The sequence below is a fragment of the Streptomyces sp. NPDC016677 genome (assembly GCF_055562815.1).
Genome location: NZ_JBVHEO010000020.1, coordinates 50770 through 67530, shown reverse-complemented (window position 1 = coordinate 67530; position 16761 = coordinate 50770). Strand labels below are relative to the sequence as shown.

At 73.7% G+C, this 16761-nt stretch carries 14 protein-coding genes; 6 read left to right on the top strand and 8 right to left on the bottom strand.

The window, feature by feature from the left end; all coding sequences use genetic code 11:
• Positions 1–37: 37 nt before the first annotated feature.
• Together ACZ3IG_RS33165 and ACZ3IG_RS33160 are read right to left on the bottom strand one after the other, a co-directional pair.
• Positions 38–1027, bottom strand: a complete 990-nt coding sequence (locus ACZ3IG_RS33165; protein ID WP_467436754.1) for a glycosyltransferase family 2 protein — start codon at positions 1025–1027, stop codon at positions 38–40.
• Positions 1024–1857, bottom strand: a complete 834-nt coding sequence (locus ACZ3IG_RS33160) for a glycosyltransferase family 2 protein (RefSeq protein WP_467436752.1) — start codon at positions 1855–1857, stop codon at positions 1024–1026. The genes ACZ3IG_RS33165 and ACZ3IG_RS33160 overlap by 4 nt, the downstream gene beginning before the upstream one ends.
• Positions 1858–2394: 537 nt before the next feature.
• Between ACZ3IG_RS33160 and ACZ3IG_RS33155 the strand changes: the two genes are divergently transcribed.
• A complete protein-coding gene (locus tag ACZ3IG_RS33155) occupies positions 2395–3201 on the top strand; it encodes an SGNH/GDSL hydrolase family protein (protein WP_467436751.1) in 807 nt (268 codons plus the stop codon).
• Between the two features lie 12 nt (positions 3202–3213).
• Here ACZ3IG_RS33155 and ACZ3IG_RS33150 read toward each other — a convergent pair whose 3' ends face one another.
• The gene (locus ACZ3IG_RS33150) at positions 3214–4845 is read right to left on the bottom strand and encodes a serine/threonine-protein kinase (RefSeq protein ID WP_467436750.1); all 1632 of its coding nucleotides are present in this window, start codon (positions 4843–4845) and stop codon (positions 3214–3216) included.
• 503 nt (positions 4846–5348) lie between these two features.
• On the opposite strand from ACZ3IG_RS33150, the gene ACZ3IG_RS33145 reads away from it, so the two are divergent.
• Positions 5349–5618, top strand: a complete 270-nt coding sequence (locus tag ACZ3IG_RS33145; RefSeq protein WP_403544445.1) for a hypothetical protein — start codon at positions 5349–5351, stop codon at positions 5616–5618.
• 196 nt (positions 5619–5814) lie between these two features.
• Here ACZ3IG_RS33145 and ACZ3IG_RS33140 read toward each other — a convergent pair whose 3' ends face one another.
• The gene (locus ACZ3IG_RS33140) at positions 5815–6597 is read right to left on the bottom strand and encodes an ABC transporter permease (protein ID WP_467436749.1); all 783 of its coding nucleotides are present in this window, start codon (positions 6595–6597) and stop codon (positions 5815–5817) included.
• Entirely contained in the window at positions 6594–7544 is a 951-nt protein-coding gene (locus ACZ3IG_RS33135) for an ATP-binding cassette domain-containing protein (protein WP_467436748.1), read from the bottom strand. The genes ACZ3IG_RS33140 and ACZ3IG_RS33135 overlap by 4 nt, the downstream gene beginning before the upstream one ends.
• A 63-nt stretch (positions 7545–7607) precedes the next feature.
• On the opposite strand from ACZ3IG_RS33135, the gene ACZ3IG_RS33130 reads away from it, so the two are divergent.
• Positions 7608–8312, top strand: a complete 705-nt coding sequence (locus ACZ3IG_RS33130; protein ID WP_467436747.1) for a TetR/AcrR family transcriptional regulator — start codon at positions 7608–7610, stop codon at positions 8310–8312.
• A gap of 4 nt (positions 8313–8316) precedes the next feature.
• On the opposite strand, the gene ACZ3IG_RS33125 is transcribed toward ACZ3IG_RS33130, so the two are convergent.
• From ACZ3IG_RS33125 to hmgA, 3 genes are read right to left on the bottom strand one after another with little or no spacing between them, the layout of a single operon-like run.
• Positions 8317–9480 (bottom strand): type ISP restriction/modification enzyme, encoded by a 1164-nt coding sequence (locus ACZ3IG_RS33125; protein ID WP_467436745.1) that lies wholly within the window; start codon positions 9478–9480, stop codon positions 8317–8319.
• Between the two features lie 22 nt (positions 9481–9502).
• Positions 9503–10294, bottom strand: coding sequence for a GntR family transcriptional regulator (locus ACZ3IG_RS33120; protein ID WP_467436823.1), 792 nt, complete (start codon positions 10292–10294; stop codon positions 9503–9505).
• A 5-nt stretch (positions 10295–10299) separates the two neighbouring features.
• Positions 10300–11628, bottom strand: coding sequence for a homogentisate 1,2-dioxygenase (gene hmgA, locus ACZ3IG_RS33115; RefSeq protein ID WP_467436744.1), 1329 nt, complete (start codon positions 11626–11628; stop codon positions 10300–10302).
• Positions 11629–12050: 422 nt separating this feature from the next.
• Here hmgA and ACZ3IG_RS33110 point away from each other — a divergent pair, with 422 nt between their 5' ends.
• The 3 genes from ACZ3IG_RS33110 to ACZ3IG_RS33100 all read left to right on the top strand — a co-directional run bounded on the left by ACZ3IG_RS33110 (position 12051) and on the right by ACZ3IG_RS33100 (position 16684).
• A complete protein-coding gene (locus tag ACZ3IG_RS33110) occupies positions 12051–12668 on the top strand; it encodes a TetR/AcrR family transcriptional regulator (RefSeq protein WP_467436743.1) in 618 nt (205 codons plus the stop codon).
• Positions 12669–12865: 197 nt separating this feature from the next.
• Positions 12866–15163, top strand: a complete 2298-nt coding sequence (locus ACZ3IG_RS33105) for a molybdopterin oxidoreductase family protein (RefSeq protein ID WP_467436741.1) — start codon at positions 12866–12868, stop codon at positions 15161–15163.
• Between the two features lie 123 nt (positions 15164–15286).
• Complete coding sequence (locus ACZ3IG_RS33100) at positions 15287–16684, top strand: CitMHS family transporter (RefSeq protein WP_467436740.1); 1398 nt, start codon at positions 15287–15289, stop codon at positions 16682–16684.
• The last annotated feature ends 77 nt before the right edge of the window (positions 16685–16761 follow it).

Here is a 16761-nt window from a genome sequence, read left to right as displayed (position 1 = left end):
GTCGGCGCGGCCGTCACCCCCGGTCGGCACCGGCGCGTCAGCCACGGCCGTCACCTCCGATCGGTGCCGACGAGAACGTCACCGCGCCCCGCCGCGCCCGCACGCTGCCCACCACGTAGCCGCCCGCCGCCGTGAGCACCCCGGCGACGATGGCGCCCGCCCGGCCCGCGCCGCCCGGCCGGGCCAGCGCCGCGTCCCGCAGCCCGCGCACCACCCCGGCGGGCAGCACGCGGGAGGCGTACCGCCGCTCCGACTCCAGCCCCTTGTCCGCGCCGACGCTGCGCGCCACCAGCGCCTTGGACAGGCCCTCGGCGTAGGCACGGGTGCGGAAGTAGGCGAAGTGCTCGCGGGGCGCGGGCACCCGGTGATGGATGACCGCCCGGTCGTCGATCAGCAGCACGGCGTCCGGCCGGGCCCGGGTGAGCCGGATGCACAGCTCCGTCTCCTCGCAGCCCAGCGGGCGTCTGTCGCCGTCCCGTCCGATGCCGGTGGCGAAACCGCCCGCCGCGTCGAACGCCTCGCGCCGGAAGGAGGCGTTGCCGCCGAGGACGTTGCGCACCCGGACCCGGCCGGGCGGCAGGCCCCGGTAGGTACAGCCCACCACCCAGTCGAACTCCTCGGGGAACCAGACGGGCCGGCGCCCCGACGCCCAGACCGGCACCGTGCGCCCGCCGACCGCCATGACGCTGGGGTCGTCGTACGCCCCGGCGAAGTGCAGCAGCCAGTCGCGCTCGGCCACGGCGTCGTCGTCGAGGAAGGCGATCACCTCGCCGCGCGCGGCGGCGATGCCGGTGTTGCGGCCCGCGGACAGCCCGCGGGGGCCCGCGTTGGCGAGCACCCGCACGTCCCCGGCTTCCTTGTACTCCTGGCCCAGCCGGTCCCGCAGCGCCTCGTTGTGGTCGACGACCAGCAGCGTCTCCAGGGCCGGCCGGGACTGCGCCCGCACCGAGGCGACCGCCGCGAGGATGTCCTCCCAGCGGTCCTCGGTGTAGGCGCAGATCACCACGGAGATGTCCGGAGTGCTCACACCTTCCCCCGGACTCCACGAGCGGGGACCCCGCCCAGCACCGGCGACCGGTCGCGGCTGCCGCGCAGCTCGCGCCGGTTGGAGCGCTCCTGGAGGATGACTCTCAGCACCCGCAGCCCGTCCCGCACCGCCCGCAGGTTGCTGACGCCGTGGATGCGCAGGTACTCGTGGCTGGGTATCTCCTGGACCTTCAGGCCGGCCTTGACGACCCGGATGTTCATCAGGGTCTCGACCTCGAAGCCGGTGCAGTCCAGCTCGATCTTGTCCAGGCAGTGCCGCCAGAACGCGTTGTAGCCGTAGCACAGGTCGGTGTAGCGCGCGCCGAACTTGCGGTTGACGACCGCGCACAGCGCGGCGTTGCCCATCTTGCGGATGAAGGTCATGTCGTCGGTGCCGCCGCCGTTGGCGAAGCGGGAGCCCTTGGCGAAGTCGGCGCCGGAGACGAGGGCGGAGACGTAACTGACGATCTCCTGCCCGTCGGCCGAGCCGTCGGCGTCGACCATCACGATGATGTCGCCGGTGCACGCCTGGAAACCGGTGATCAGCGCGTCCCCCTTGCCCTTGCCGCGCTGCTCCACCACCTTGACGTCCGGCCACAGTTCACGGGCGACGGCGACGGTGTCGTCGGTGGAGTTGCCGTCCACCAGGACGACCTCGTGTATCCAGTCGGGCAGTGTCTTGAAGACGTACGGCAGGTTCTCCGCCTCGTTCATCGCCGGTATGACCACGCTCACCGGCGGCGCGATGGCCAGATGCGAGGAGACCGGCCGGTACTTCGTGGCGCCCGTCGGGTCGTTGCCGGTGGCCGGCGGCTGCAGAACTGAGCTCATGAGTCTGGTCCCTCTCGTCCGGCGGACCGCCCGCCCCGGGGGGCGGTCCGGCTGTGTGTCCGGTTCGAAAGGGGGGTTGGTCCCACCCACGGCACGGCGTCCACAACGCTCCGTGCACGCCAGTGAGCTGGCGAAACTGGCCGGCCCCGGAAAACGGCAGCCGACCGCGCGGCACGACCGGCTCGGCTGGTGGATCGGTCACCGAGCACGGCACCCCCCTACCGCGCCCCGCCCGGACCGTCGCGGTCTTGAGCCCTCCCCTGGCCGCTTGCTGACGGTACCGATGCGGGTGAGATGTATGACGGTATTGACGATTGAACCCGTATGGCAAGGCCTGGAACGAGCCCTCACGTTTTTGTTGGTTTGCCTGTCGTACGGCGGCCTCAATGTCGCGCAGACCGGCGTAAACCGTCAAGACGGCCTTCTGCCGGCGCCTCGTTCGGGTCATTTTTGGCATGAGCACTTCCTGTCAACACGCGTAGCTGTTACCACGGTTGTGGCAGAGAACCTGTTGAGAACCTGCTAAAGGGAGGTTCCATGAGACGTTCCCGACTTGTCGGATACCTGAGTTCCGTACTCCTCGCCGTCTGCGCCACCCTCACCGGGGCGGCCACCGCGCAGGCCTCCGAATCGGCCGCCGCCACCGGCTACGTGGCCGTCGGCGACTCCTACTCCTCCGGCGTGGGGGCCGGCAGCTACACCGCCGAGAGCGGCGACTGCAAGCGCAGCACCCTGGCCCACCCCCAGCTCTGGGCCGCCGCCAACTCACCCTCGTCCTTCGACTTCACCGCCTGCGCCGGCGCCCGTACGGGTGATGTCCTGGCCGGGCAGCTCGGTCCCCTCAGCTCCGCGACCGGCCTGGTGTCCATCAGCGTCGGCGGCAACGACGCCGGTTTCGCCGACGTCATGACGACCTGTGTGCTCCAGTCCGACAGCAGCTGCCTCTCGCGGATCGCCACCGCGCGGGCCTATGTCGACTCCACGCTGCCCGGCAACCTGAACAGCGTCTACTCCGCGATCCGCGGCAAGGCCCCCAACGCCCGTGTCGTGGTGCTCGGTTACCCCCGCTTCTACCGGCTCGGCACCACCTGCCTCGGGCTGTCCGAGACCAAGCGGAAGGCGATCAACGACGCCTCGGACCACCTGAACACCGTCATCTCCCAGCGCGCCGCCGCGTACGGCTACACCTTCGCCGACGTCCGCACCACCTTCACCGGCCACGAGATCTGCTCCGGCAGCTCCTGGCTGCACAGCGTCAACTGGCTCAACATCGGCGAGTCCTACCACCCGACGGCCGCGGGCCAGTCGGGCGGTTATCTGCCGGCCCTGAACAGCGCCGCCTGACCCGCCGCCCCGTCAGGGGCCGTACGGAGAGGCGGAAGGCGAGGGGGAGGTCCCGTGCGTCGGGGTCTCCCCCTCGCACGTCACCGAGAACGGCACCGGGTCCGAGGCGGCGTCCACCGGCTCCCGCACCTCCACGCCGATCTCGCTCTCGACCGTGCCGCTCCCGTCGTAGGCCGTCACGGTCACCGAGTCCTGCCGCTCCCGGTCGCCGCCCGCCGGGAAGGACAGCGTCTTCCAGCCCTGCCCGGGCAGCGCGCCGTCCGGCGTCACCCAGCGGTAGACGACCTCCGCCGGCAGCCGCGCCACCCGGAACGTCGCCGTGAACGCCGGCGCCTGAGCCTCGGGCGGCGGGCAGGTCCCCGCGTACTCGGTGCGCGAGCCCGTCACCCCGACCTCGACCGACTGCGGCGGCGCGGACGAGGTCTCCGGACCGCCGCCGTCGCCGTTCCCCTCGCCGCCGTTCCCCTCGTCGCCGGTCCCGGTGGTCGGGGCCGGTCCGGCGCCGCCGGTCTCCGAGGCTTCCGGCGAACTCCCCCGAGTCCCCCCGCCCGGCCCCCGGGACGTCCCTGCCGTCCCGCCGCCGTCGTCATCGTCCCGGTCCAGCAGCGCGTACGTCAGCCCCGCCAGCGCCAGTACGAGCACGGCGAGCCCGGCGGCCAGGGCGGCGGCCGCGCGGCGGCGGGGCGGGGTGTCGCTCGTGGCCGTGCCCTCGGGACCCGGTGCCGGTGCGGCGGGCGGCGGCGGCCCGAACGCCGAGGGGGCCGCGACCGTCGGCGTGTACGAGGGGGCGACCGGTACCGTCTCCGTGCCCGGGACGCCGCCCGCGGCGACCGTCCGCAGGTCCCGCTCGGCCCGGTCGGCGGGCAGCCGTTCGGCCGGGTCCTTGCGCAGCAGCCCCTCGATCACGGGGGCCAGCGGCCCGGCCCGGCGCGGCGGCGGCACCTCCTCGTCCACGATGGCGCGCAGGGTGCTCAGCGGAGTGTCCTGCCGGAACGGGGAGAAGCCCTCGACCGCCGCGTACAGCAGCACGCCCAGCGACCACAGATCGGACTCCGGACCGGGCGTGCGGCCCAGCGCCCGCTCCGGGGCGAGGAACTCGGGGGAGCCGACGACCTCTCCGGTCATCGTCAGCGCGGGGGTGCCCTCGACCACGGCGATCCCGAAGTCGGTGAGCACCACCCGCCCGTCGTTCGCCAGCAGCACGTTGCCCGGTTTCACGTCCCGGTGCAGCACCCCCGCCTCGTGCGCGGCCCGCAGCGCGGCCAGCACCTCGGCGCCGATGCCCGCGGCCCGCCTCGGGGTCAGCGGCCCCTCGGCCTCCAGCAGATCGGCCAGGGACAGGCCGCGGACCAGTTCCATCACGATCCAGGGCCGGCCGTCGTCGGTGGCCACGTCGTGGACGGTGACGACGTCGGGGCTGTTGACGCGCGCGGCGGCCCACGCCTCCCGCTCCAGCCGGGTGTACATCCGCTCCACGTCGCCGGCCGGCAGACCGGCCGGGGCGCGCACCTCCTTGACGGCGACCTCGCGGCGCAGCACCTCGTCGCGGGCGCGCCACACGGTCCCCATGCCGCCCTCGCCGAGCGGGGACAGGAGACGGTAGCGGCCGGCGATCACACGCTCGCCGCCGGGTTCCTCGGACACCGGCGCCCCCTGGGAGTCTCGTAGGAGTCTCGCGCGTCTCGTGTGATGTCTGCCCAGAAGCAGCCCGGTCAAGTGCCGTCTCCGGCTCTTCGCCCCAGTACCTCCCCGTCCCGTCTCCGTCCGGCCGGCGAGGGGCGCGCGGTCGTGACACCGAGCGGACGGGACGCTCCGCCGGGCGACCGCGTGCATCGGCCGGGGCTCGTGCGCCCCGGCACGCAACCACGCTCCCTGGGACTCTGCGACGGCGACACGCCCGCCGCGCCCGCGACCTCGGCCGATCCGCGTCAGCACGGGCCGTGACCGTGGAACCCGGCGGCGGCTCCCCCCCGGCGCACCGGCCGCCCGATTGTCCAACTCTCCCTGGAAACGGGCGGATTCGAGGAGTATTCGGCAACGCCCTTGTGGGGTAGGCGACTCCTGCGACCGCGATACACGAGAGCCTCGCGGGGGAGATAGGGTTAGCCTGCCCGGGCCGGGTGGACTCGTTACGGGTGGGGAGTGACATGGAACAGATAACAGTGCGCAGCAGGGCCAGGGTCCCTGCGATCACCTGCGGGAGCAGCGCGACCAGTTCGCGTCTGGACCGCCATCTCGCGGTGCTCGGCGGTCCCGCCGTGCCCCAGCGCGAGACGGTCGAGGCGACCTCGCTGATGCGGGAGCTGATCGCGCGGGAGCCCGCGCGTGAGCACAGCGCCAGGCGTGCCCGGGTCCGCCGGGTCTCGCTCTTCGCGCCACTGCGCCGACTGCGTCGTTCGCTGTTCGGCGGCAGCTGAAGCCCGCGCTCGAACGGTCACACCACCCGGCGTCGCGCACCCGTCGTCCGCCATCCCCACGGCACGCGGCGTCGCTGAGGTGTGTTCCCGAGCGCGGGCCCTCCCGTCCCCACCCGAGGCCGACTCCGTCCCCCGGCACGAGAAGTTCTCCTCCTGCGGCCCCGACCGGCCCCCGGTCCCGCCTGAGGCGAGGACCTCAGCGCTCGCCGTGCGCGTACCGGCGTACGGCGAGCGGCACGAAGACCGCCAGCAGCACCGCGCACCACGCCAGTGACCCCGCGACCGGGTGCGCCACCGGCCAGGCGGCGCCCTCGGGCACGGGGGCGTTGCCGAACAGGTCCCGCAGAGCCGTCGTCACCGCGCTGATCGGGTTCCACTCGGCGACCGTCCGCAGACCGTCCGGCAGCCCCTCGGCCGGGATGTAGGCGCTGGACAGCAGCGGCAGCAGGAAGGTCGCGCCGCCGAGCTGGCCGGCCGCCTCCTCGTTCCGGGTGAGCAGGCCCAGGAAGATCCCGGCCCACACGCACGCGAACCGGAACAGCAGCAACAGCGCGAGGGCGCCCGCCGCGCCGAGCGCGCTCCCCTCCATCCGCCAGCCCACCGCGAGCCCCACCAGCAGGAACGGGACCGTCCCGGCGGCCGTCACCGCCACGTCCGCGACCGCCTGGGCCAGCGGCACCGCGGCCCGGCTCACCGGCAGGGTGCGCAGCCGGTCGGTCACGCCCCGGTGGGTGTCCTGGGCCGCCTGGAACATGCCGGTCATGACCCCGCCCGCCGCCGTGGCCACCAGCAGCCCCGGCACCAGGAACGACCGGTACGCGGCGCCCGGCATCGCCAGCGCGCTGCCGAAGACGTACCCGAAGAACAGCAGCACGGAGACGGGCATCGTCTGGGTGAGGATCAGCAGCCCGGGGTTGTTCCGCATCCGGCGCAGCTGCCGGCCCAGCAGGGCGGTGCCGTCGTAGGCCAGGGTGCTCATGCCGCGATCTCCTTCTCGGTGCCGCCGGTCAGACGGAGGAAGACGTCGTCCAGGGTGGGCGGACGCAGGCTCACGTCGGCCAGCGGAACGCCCGCAGCGTCCAGTGCCCGCACCAGGCGGGGCAGGGTCAGGGTCGGGTCGGTGCTGACCGCGCCGACGGCCAGCCGTTCGTGGTCCAGGACGGGCGCGCCGCCCGTGAGGTGGTCGAGGACGGCCGCCGCCCCGGCCATCGCGTCCGGGCCCGTGACGACCGCCTCCGCGCGCGCCCCGACCAGCGCCTTCAGCTCGGCGGGGGACCCGGTGTGCGCCGCCCGGCCCCGGTCCACCAGGACGATGTCGTCGGCGAGCCGGTCCGCCTCCTCCAGGTACTGCGTGGTGAGCAGCACGGTCGTGCCCTCCTCGCGCAGGGCGCGCACCGCCTCCCAGACGCGGTTGCGGCCGGCCGGGTCGAGGCCGGTGGTCGGCTCGTCCAGGAACAGCACGTCGGGCCGCTGGACCAGGCTCGCCGCCAGGTCCAGGCGGCGGCGCATGCCGCCCGACCAGGTGGACGCCGGCCGGTCGGCGGCTTCGGTCAGCCCGAACCGCTCCAGCAGCGCGTCCGCCCGGCCCGCCGCGTCCCGCACCCGGTGCAGCCGGGCGAACAGGCGCAGGTTCTCCCGGCCGGTCAGGTCCCCGTCGACCGACGCGTCCTGACCGGCGACGCCGATCCGGCGCCGTACCGCCGCCGCCTCGCGCACCAGGTCCAGGCCGGCGATCCGCGCCGACCCCGCGTCCGGGCGCAGCAGCGTCGTCAGCAGCCGCACCGCCGTCGTCTTCCCGGCGCCGTTCGTCCCGAGCAGCCCGCACACCGTGCCCTCGGCCACCGCGAGATCCAGCCCCCGCAGCGCGCGCACCTCGCCGAAGCGCTTCTCCAGACCCTCACTAAGTACACCGTACGTAGTAGTCATGGGCTGACCATAGCGCACTACGTACGGTGTACGTAACTAAGATGGTGGCCGAGGTGATGACCGATGGCGGGCCGAGCGGCCGTACCCGAAGTGATCTGGGCGCGCCCCGAGCGCACCGGCCGCGGACCGCGGCCGGGCCACACCCGCGCCGACATCGCGGCCGCCGCGGTACGGCTCGCGGACGCCGGGGGACTGGACGCGGTCTCCATGCGGCACGTCGCGGCCGAACTGGGCTGCGGCACCATGTCGCTGTACAACTACGTCCCCCGCAAGGAGGACCTCCACGAGCTGATGGTGAACGCCGTCAGCGGTGAACACGTGCCGTGGGAGCCGACGGGGGACTGGCGGGCGGACATGTTCCGCGTCGCGCGCGACACCCGGGCGCTGATGCACGCCCACCCCTGGCTGCCGCGCCTGATGTCCCCGGTCTACGGCTTCAGCCCCAACGCCCTGCGCTACCTGGAGCACTGCCTGGCCTGCCTGGACCCGCTGGAGGAGTCCTACGGCACCAAGATGCAGCTGATCGCGCTGGTGAACGGCGTGGTGACGACCTACGTCAGCAACGAACTGGCCACCGCCGAGCGCACCCGCTCCCTGCCCTGGTCCCCCGAGGAGGAGCAGCGGGTACGGATCGCCTACCTCGGCTCCCAGATCGCCGGCGGCGCCTATCCGCGGCTGGCGGCGGCCTTCACCGAGGACGCCGGGCCGATCGACCTGGAGGCGGTGTTCGAGGAAGCGCTGCGGCGGGTGCTGAACGGGTTCGGATAGCGGGTCACAGCAGGGCGAGCTGCCCTTCGGGTCCCTCTTCGCGGCCGTCCAGCACGGAGGCCGGCGCGCGGGCCGGGCGGGGGACCGGGAGGACGCCCGCCGCGCGCAGGTCGCCCGCGGTGACCGGGTCGGTCACGGTGAACCCGGCCCGCTCGGCGCGGACTCCGGCCAGCAGGGCCAGTACGGTGATCAGCTCCAGCAGCTCCGAGGTCCAGGTCTGCGGCCAGCCGGCCGGGCGGATCGCGGACAGCGTGCCCGGCTCGCCCTCGGCGGTACGCGCCGCGAACCACTGCTCCAGCACCCGTACCCCGCCCGCCTCGAAGTCCCAGGCCTCCGGCGGCACCGGGGAGATCCGGCCCTCGTCGAGGTACAGGGCCTCCTCGTCCCGGTCGTAGCGCAGGGCCAGCGGGCGCGGCGGCAGCGGGGCCCGGACGTAGGGGCGGCGGCCGCCGGGCAGCTTGGGGCGCTCGCCGTCGCGCCGCAGCAGCCACAGCGCGCGGCGGCCCAGCCGGACGCCGTGCTCCCAGAGGCCGGGGTCCGAGGTGAGCGGAACCGTCCCCTCCGCGCGCACCGCCGTCAACGCCCAGGCCAGCACGTCCAGCGGGCCGGGCCGGCTGCCCAGCCGGGCGGCCAGGTGGTCCAGCAGGCCCGGGGCCAGGTTCGGTTCCGTGCCGCCGGGGCGGCGGTAGAGCGGGCGGACCCGGCCGGGACCGAACACCGGAAGCAGCGAGGTGGCCAGCAGCGCGCCCGGAGCGTGGGGAGTGCCGGGCGACTCGACGACGAAGACCTGGTGCGCGTCCGCCACCCGCCACAGCTCGGGGCGGGCCGCGTCGATCAGCCGGTGGTCGGGGATCAGCCACTGCTCGTCGAACGGCGCGCGCAGCACCCGTACCGGCTCCGGGCACGGTCCCGAGGCCCGCTCCAGCCGCTCCGTGCCCGCCGCGACGCCCGGCAGCTGCCCGACCGCGGTACGCGGCGAACGGGCCCGCGTCGGTTCGAACAGGGCCGCGCGGTCCGGCCCGTCGGCCTTCATCAGCGCGTCCCAACGGGCCTTCAGGGAGGCCGCGTCGGGCGCCGTCGGCCACCCCCGGCCGAGCCGGGGCGGTGCGACGGACCACGGCATGAGGTCCGCCAGCGGCGGAGCGTCGTCGTGCGTCACGCTGGGCATCGTACGACGGCCGCCGCCCGGCTCAGGTGGCGTCCAGGGTGACGCTGAAGGAGAAACGGTCGCCCCGGTAGTGGATGACCGCCACGTCCAGCACCCGTCCCGCCGGGTCCCGGGTGACGCCCGTGTAGTGCAGGATCGGGCTGAGCAGCGGGACGCCGAGGAGCCGGGCCGTCTCGGGGTCCGCGAGCCGCGCCTCCACCGTGTCCGTGATCCGGCCGATCGCCACGCCCACCACGTCCCGCAGCACCTTCGTCATCGGCAGCCGGGCGAGGTCGTCCGGGTCGATACGGGCGGCGAGTTCCGGACGGACCCAGTTGCGGGCGTGGTTGGTCGGCTCGCCGGTCTCCGCCTCGCGGCGCAGCCGGTGGTACGTCGCCACCTCGGCCAGGTCCGGGAAACAGTCGGCGAACCCGGCGGGCACCGGACCGCTCCCGTGCGCCAGCAACTCCCCGCGCATCCCCGACTGCTGGGCCACGATCGCGTCCACCGAGCCGAGCAGCCGCACCGGGGCGGTCCGTACCACGTGCGGCTCGATGAAGGTGCCGCGCCGGCGGTGCCGGGTGATCAGCCCCTCCTCCTCCAGTTCCTTCAGCGCCTGCCGCATGGTGAGCACGCTGACGCCGTAGTGCCCGGCGAGCTGCTCCTCGGTGGGCAGGCGCAGCGGGTCGTGCGGGGTGCGGCCGAGTATGGAGGCGCGCAGCGACTGCGACACCTGGTACCACAGCGGCAGCTTGCGGTTGAGGACGAGCGAGTCCGGGGCGAAGGACGTGGACGGCGCGGACGGGGACGGCCCGGACCCGGACGGCGTGGACATGGACGTCATGGACGGAAGTGTCGCTCCAGACCCCGCCACACGTCGTCGTACCCCTGTTGCAGATGCGGCGCCCCGGCCGCGGCGGGCGTCAGCGTCACCGGCCACCGGGTCTCGAACATGAACGCCAGCCCGTCGTCGAGCTTCTGCGGGCGCAGCTCGGCGGTGCTCGCCCGGTCGAACGTCTCCCGGTCCGGTCCGTGCGCCGACATCATGGTGTGCAGGGAGCCGCCGCCCGGCACGAAGCCCCCCTCGCCGGCGGCCTTGGCGTCGTAGGCGCCCTCGATCAGCCCCATGTACTCGCTCATCACGTTGCGGTGGAAGTACGGCGGCCGGAAGGTGTCCTCGCCCACCAGCCAGCGCGGCACGAAGGCCACGAAGTCGACGCCCGCGAGGCCGGGGGTGTCGGACGGGGAGGTGAGCACGGTGAAGACGGACGGGTCGGGGTGGTCGTAGGTGATCGACCCGAGGGCGTTGAAGCGGCGCAGGTCGTAGACGTACGGGACCAGGTTGCCGTGCCAGGCGACGACGTCGAGCGGGGAGTGGTCGTAGACCGCCGTCCAAAGGTTGCCGCAGTACTTGTTGACCACCTCCACCGGGCCCGCGGTGTCCTCGTCGTCCTCGTACGCCGCCACCGGGGCGTGGAAGTCCCTCGGGTTGGCCAGTCCGTTGGCGCCGATCGGGCCGAGGTCGGGGAGGCGGAAGGGGGCGCCGTAGTTCTCGCAGACGTAGCCGCGGGCGGTGGCGTCCAGCAGCTCCACGCGGAACCGCACCCCGCGCGGGACCAGCGCGATGTGCCCCGGCTCGGCGGCCAGCACCCCGAACTCCGTGCGCAGCAGCAGGCCGCCGCGCTCCGGGACGATCAGCAGTTCGCCGTCGGCGTCGCTGAACACGCGGTCCATGTCGGCGGTGGCGTGGTAGAGGTGCACGGCCATGCCGGTGCGCTGTGTCGCGTCGCCGTTGCCGCCGAGGGTCCACAGGCCCGCCAGGAAGTCCGTGCCGGCGGGCGGCGCGGGGAGCGGGTCCCAGCGCAGCCGGTTGGGATCGGGGACGGACTCGGTGAACGGCGCGGTGCGCAGCGCGCCGTTGTCCGCCCGGGTGAACGCCGGGTGCGCGGCCGAGGGGCGGATGCGGTAGAGCCACGAGCGCCGGTTGTGCGCCCTCGGCTCGGTGAACGCCGTGCCGCTCAACTGCTCCGCGTACAGGCCGAGCGGGGCCCGCTGCGGCGAGTTCCGGCCTTCCGGCAGGGCGCCCGGCACGGCCTCGGAGCTGTGCTCGTTGCCGAAGCCGGACAGGTGGGCCAGACCGGCGGCGGTCTTCCGTGCGTCCGCGCTCATGATCGCTCCCTCGCAGATCCCGTCGCGAGCCGATTCCTCTGTAGAACCGTAGGATTGGGGGTCGCCGTGCGCAAGAGGTCCTCAGGATGGTCCGGGAGCCCGTCCTCCAGGGGGCCCGGCCGGGTCGGACGCGCGTTCGGCGCCCGCGGTGGCGGGGAGTGGCGTACCTCTGTCGGGGCGGCGGTGTTCTCGTCGGTCATGGGTCGGCTTTGTCCGGCGGTACTGGACCGACGGTGTACTCGGCGGTACGGGGGCGGCGGTACTCGCCGGTGCCGCGTCGACGGGTACGCGTCGGCCGGCCGCGCGGCCCCGGTCACCGGCTCCCCGCCCGCCTCGTCCCTGCCCGGGCCCGCCCCGGCTGCCCGGAGCGGCGGGCGCCGCACCGCAGACCCCGGTTCACCGGACCGGGGCGAGCGGGCATCATGAACGGCGTGCCCCATGCGACCTCGCTCCGCCGTGCCCCCGTCCAGCGGCGCAGTGCCGAACGGCTGACCCGCATCCTCGACGCCTGCGCCGACCTCCTCGACGAGGCCGGCTACGAGGAGCTGAGCACCCGTGCCGTCGCCCAGCGGGCCGGCGTCCCCATCGGCTCGGTGTACCGCTTCTTCGGCAACAAGCGGCAGATGGTGGACGCGCTGGCCCAGCGCAACCTGGACCGCTTCGCGCGGCGCGTGGCCGAGCGCCTGGAGCGGGCCGGTGACGGCGGCTGGCGCACGGCGCTGGACACGGTCCTCGACGAGTACCTGGCGATGAAGCGGACCGCACCCGGCTTCTGCCTGGTCGACTTCGGCAACCAGATACCGGTCGGCGGCCGCCGGGCCGCGCCCAACCACCGCGTCGCCGACCGCCTCACCGACCTGCTCGCCGGCACTCTCGACCGCCGCCCCGACGACGATCTGCGCCGGGTCTTCCTCATCGCCGTGGAGACCGCCGACACCCTGGTCCAGCTCGCCTTCCGGGTCGCGCCGGACGGCGACCAGAAGATCATCGACGAGGCGCGGGAACTGCTGCGGGCGTATCTGGCGCGCGTGCTCGACTGATCCCGGCGGGGGCACCGCCGCGCGAGCGGCCCGTCCCGGGGCGCGGACGCGCCGGGACGGGACGTCGTCCGGGTTTCCCCACCACCCCTCCCCGACATGCCTACCGGTCGGTATGCTCGGTCCCGGTCCCATGCCCTGCCAGCGCTCATGCTCATGCCCCGTCCGCGCGCCACCGCCGTCGCCTCCCGGGAGGACCCGTGACCCGCACCGCCCTGCGTATCTGCCCCCTGTGCGAGGCCACCTGCGGCCTGACCCTCACGCTCGACGGCTCCCGCGTCACCGCCGCCCGCGGTGACCGCGACGACGTCTTCAGCCGCGGGTTCATCTGCCCCAAGGGCGCCTCCTTCGGCGCTCTCGACGCCGACCCGGACCGCCTCCGGGTGCCCTTGGTGCGGCGCGGCGGCGAGCTGCGCGAGGCGAGCTGGGAGGAGGCGTTCGCGGCGGTCGCCGCCGGCATCCGGCCCCTGGTCGAGCGGTACGGAGCGGGAGTCGTCGGCGTCGTCCTCGGCAACCCCAACGTGCACACCGTGGCCGGCGCCCTCTACCCGCCCGTCCTGATCGGCGCCCTCGGCACCCGTGCCGTCTTCACCGCCTCCACGCTCGACCAGATGCCCAAGCACGTCTCCAGCGGCCTGCTCTTCGGCGACGCGAACGCCATCCCCGTGCCCGACCTCGACCGCACCGACCACCTCCTCCTCATCGGCGCCAACCCCGTGGAGTCCAACGGCAGTCTGTGCACCGCCCCCGACTTCCCGGGCCGCCTCAAGGCGCTGCGGGCCCGCGGCGGCACCCTCACCGTCATCGACCCGCGCCGCACCCGCACCGCGAAGCTCGCCGACCGGCACGTCGCGATCCGGCCCGGCACCGACGCGCTGCTGCTGGCCGCCGTGGCCCACGTGCTGTTCGAGGAAGGGCTGACCGACCTCGGTGCCCTCGCCCCCCACGTCGAGGGCGTCGACGAAGTCCGCGCGGCGCTACGGGACTTCACCCCCGAGTCGGTCGCCCCGGCCTGCGACGTGGACGCCGCGACGACCCGTGCCCTCGCCCGCGAACTCGCCGCCGCCCCCACCGCCGCCGTCTACGCCCGCATCGGCAGCTGCACCGTCGCCCACGGCACGCTCGCCAGCTGGCTCGTCGACGTCCTCAACGTCCTCACCGGCAACCTCGACCGGCCCGGCGGCGCGCTCTTCCCGCAGGCCGCCACCGACAAGACCCCGCGCCCCGCCGGACCGGGCCGCGGCTTCGCGCTCGGCCGCTGGCACTCCCGGGTGAGCGGACATCCGGAGGCCAAGGGGGAACTGCCGCTCGCCGCTCTCGCCGAGGAGATCGACACGGCCGTCGCCGGGGCAGCCACCGCCGTCGCCGGGAGCGCCACCGCCGCCACCGCGACCGCCGGCACCCCCACCGCGCAGGACGAACCGCTCCGCGCGCTCGTCGCCGTAGCCGCCAACCCCGTCCTCTCCGCCCCCGACGGCGACCGCCTCGACAAGGCGCTGGCCTCCCTCGACTTCATGGTCAGCGTCGACCCCTACCTCAACGAGACCTCACGCCACGCCCACGTCGTCCTGCCCCCGCCCCCGCCCGCGCAGAGCCCCCACCACGACTTCGCCCTCAACACCCTCGCCGTCCGCAACCAGGTCCGCTACACCCGCCCCGCCGTCCCCCTGGAGCCCGGCCGCATGGCCGAGACCGAGATCATGGCCCGGCTGGTACTGGCCGTCACCGGTACCGGCGGCACCGATCCGGCCGCCGTGGACGACATGGTGATCGGCCAGACCCTCCGGCGCGCGGTCCGCGAACCGCACTCGCCGGTCCACGGCCGGGACCCCGGCGAGCTGACCGCCCTGCTCACCGGCGCCGACGGCCCCGAGCGCCGCCTCGACCTCATGCTGCGCCTGGGCCCCTACGGCGACGGCTTCGGCGCCCGGCCCGACGGGCTGACCCTGGACCAGCTGCTCGCCCACCCGCACGGCATCGACCTGGGACCGCTGCGCCCGCGCCTGCCGCAGCCGCTGAGGACCCGCAGCGGCAAGGTCGAGCTGCTGCCCGGCCCGATCGCCGCCGACCTGCCCCGGCTGCGCCGGGCCCTGGCCGACCGTCCCGCCGGACTCGTCCTGGTCGGCCGCCGCCACCTGCGGTCCAACAACAGCTGGATGCACAACATCCCCGCGCTGACCGGCGGTTCCAACCGCTGCACCCTGCATCTCCACCCCGAGGACGCCGCACGGCTCGGCGTACGGGACGGCGCGGCGGTGCGGGTGAAGGGCGCCGGAGGAGAGGTGACGGTCCCCGCCGAGGTCACCGACAGCGTGCGGCCGGGCGTGGTGAGCCTGCCGCACGGCTGGGGCCACGACCGCCCCGGCACCCGCCTGCGCCACGCCGCCACCGGCCCCGGCGTCAACGTCAACCAGCTCCTCGACGGCAGCCTGCTCGACCCGCTGTCCGGCAACGCCGTGCTCAACGGCGTCCCCGTCACCCTCACCCCCACGCCGTGACCTGGAGTTTTGCGCTTATTGCTCGCGTGTCAACATCTTGTTAACACCGTCCGACGGCACCTAACGTCATCGCACCGCCGGTCCCAGGTGGGATGTTCAAGGGCGAACGTTAGGTACTCACTCATGCTGACCATCCTCGGCTTCGCCATGATCGCGACCTTCCTGGTCCTGATCATGATGAAGAAGATGTCGCCGATCGCGGCGCTCGTGCTGATCCCCGCACTGTTCTGCGTCATCGTCGGCAAGGGCGCCCACCTCGGTGACTACGTCATCGACGGCGTCTCCAGCCTCGCCCCCACGGCGGCGATGCTCATGTTCGCGATCGTCTACTTCGGCGTGATGATCGACGTCGGGCTCTTCGACCCCATCGTCCGGGCGATCCTGAGGTTCTGCAAGGCGGACCCGATGCGGATCGTCGTCGGCACCGCGCTGCTCGCCGCGATCGTCTCCCTGGACGGCGACGGCTCGACCACCTTCATGATCACCGTCTCGGCCATGTACCCGCTGTACAAGCGGCTGAAGATGAGCCTGGTGATCATGACCGGCGTCGCCGCGATGGCCAACGGCGTGATGAACACGCTGCCCTGGGGCGGCCCCACCGCCCGCGCCGCCACCGCGCTCAAGGTGGACGCCACCGACATCTTCGTCCCGATGATCCCGGCCCTCGCCGTCGGCCTGCTGTTCGTCCTGGTCCTCTCCTACGTCCTCGGCCTGCGCGAGCGCAAGCGGGTCGGCACGCTCACCCTGGACGAGGTGCTGGTGGAGGAGAAGGCGGAGGAGAAGGAGACGGTACTGGTCGGCGCCGGTGCGGCAGGCGGCGGCGCGACGAAGGTCCCCAGCGGTACCGGCGGGGCCGCCGACCGGACCGACGACGACGGTTTCCAGGGCCTGGACCCGCACCGCCCCACCCTGCGCCCCAAGCTCTACTGGTTCAACGCGCTGCTCACCGTCGCCCTGCTCACCGCCATGATCATGGAGCTGCTGCCGATCCCGGTGCTGTTCCTGATCGGCGCCGCGCTCGCGCTCACCGTCAACTTCCCCCACATGCCCGACCAGAAGGCCCGTATCGCCGCCCACGCCGACAACGTCCTCAACGTCTCCGGCATGGTCTTCGCCGCCGCCGTCTTCACCGGCGTCCTCACCGGCACCGGCATGGTCGACCACATGGCCGACTGGCTGGTGAGCGCGATCCCCGAGGGCATGGGCCCGCACATGGCCCTGGTCACCGGCCTCCTGAGCCTGCCGCTCACCTACTTCATGTCCAACGACGGCTTCTACTTCGGTGTCCTGCCGGTCCTCGCCGAGGCGGGCCAGGCCCACGGCGTGTCCACCTTGGAGATCGCCCGCGCCTCGATCGTCGGCCAGCCGCTGCACATGTCCAGCCCGCTCGTCCCCGCGGTGTACGTGCTCGTCGGCATGGCGAAGGTGGAGTTCGGCGACCACACCCGGTTCGTCGTGAAGTGGGCGGCCCTCACCTGCCTGGCCGTCCTCGCGGCGGGCATCCTGTTCGGCATCGTCTGATCCGGTTGTCCGAACCGGCCGTCTGATCCGGTTGTCCGAACCGGTCGTCCGAACCGGCCGTCTGATCCGGTCGTCCG

Coding starts and splice junctions, on each gene's coding strand:
- ACZ3IG_RS33160 (WP_467436752.1), bottom strand. CDS start 1,857: ATGAGCTCAGTTCTGCAGCCGCCGGCCACCGGCAACGACCCGACGGGC.
- ACZ3IG_RS33155 (WP_467436751.1), top strand. CDS start 2,395: ATGAGACGTTCCCGACTTGTCGGATACCTGAGTTCCGTACTCCTCGCC.
- ACZ3IG_RS33145 (WP_403544445.1), top strand. CDS start 5,349: ATGGAACAGATAACAGTGCGCAGCAGGGCCAGGGTCCCTGCGATCACC.
- ACZ3IG_RS33140 (WP_467436749.1), bottom strand. CDS start 6,597: ATGAGCACCCTGGCCTACGACGGCACCGCCCTGCTGGGCCGGCAGCTG.
- ACZ3IG_RS33135 (WP_467436748.1), bottom strand. CDS start 7,544: ATGACTACTACGTACGGTGTACTTAGTGAGGGTCTGGAGAAGCGCTTC.
- ACZ3IG_RS33130 (WP_467436747.1), top strand. CDS start 7,608: ATGGCGGGCCGAGCGGCCGTACCCGAAGTGATCTGGGCGCGCCCCGAG.
- ACZ3IG_RS33125 (WP_467436745.1), bottom strand. CDS start 9,480: ATGCCCAGCGTGACGCACGACGACGCTCCGCCGCTGGCGGACCTCATG.
- ACZ3IG_RS33120 (WP_467436823.1), bottom strand. CDS start 10,294: ATGTCCACGCCGTCCGGGTCCGGGCCGTCCCCGTCCGCGCCGTCCACG.
- hmgA (WP_467436744.1), bottom strand. CDS start 11,628: ATGAGCGCGGACGCACGGAAGACCGCCGCCGGTCTGGCCCACCTGTCC.
- ACZ3IG_RS33110 (WP_467436743.1), top strand. CDS start 12,051: ATGAACGGCGTGCCCCATGCGACCTCGCTCCGCCGTGCCCCCGTCCAG.
- ACZ3IG_RS33100 (WP_467436740.1), top strand. CDS start 15,287: ATGCTGACCATCCTCGGCTTCGCCATGATCGCGACCTTCCTGGTCCTG.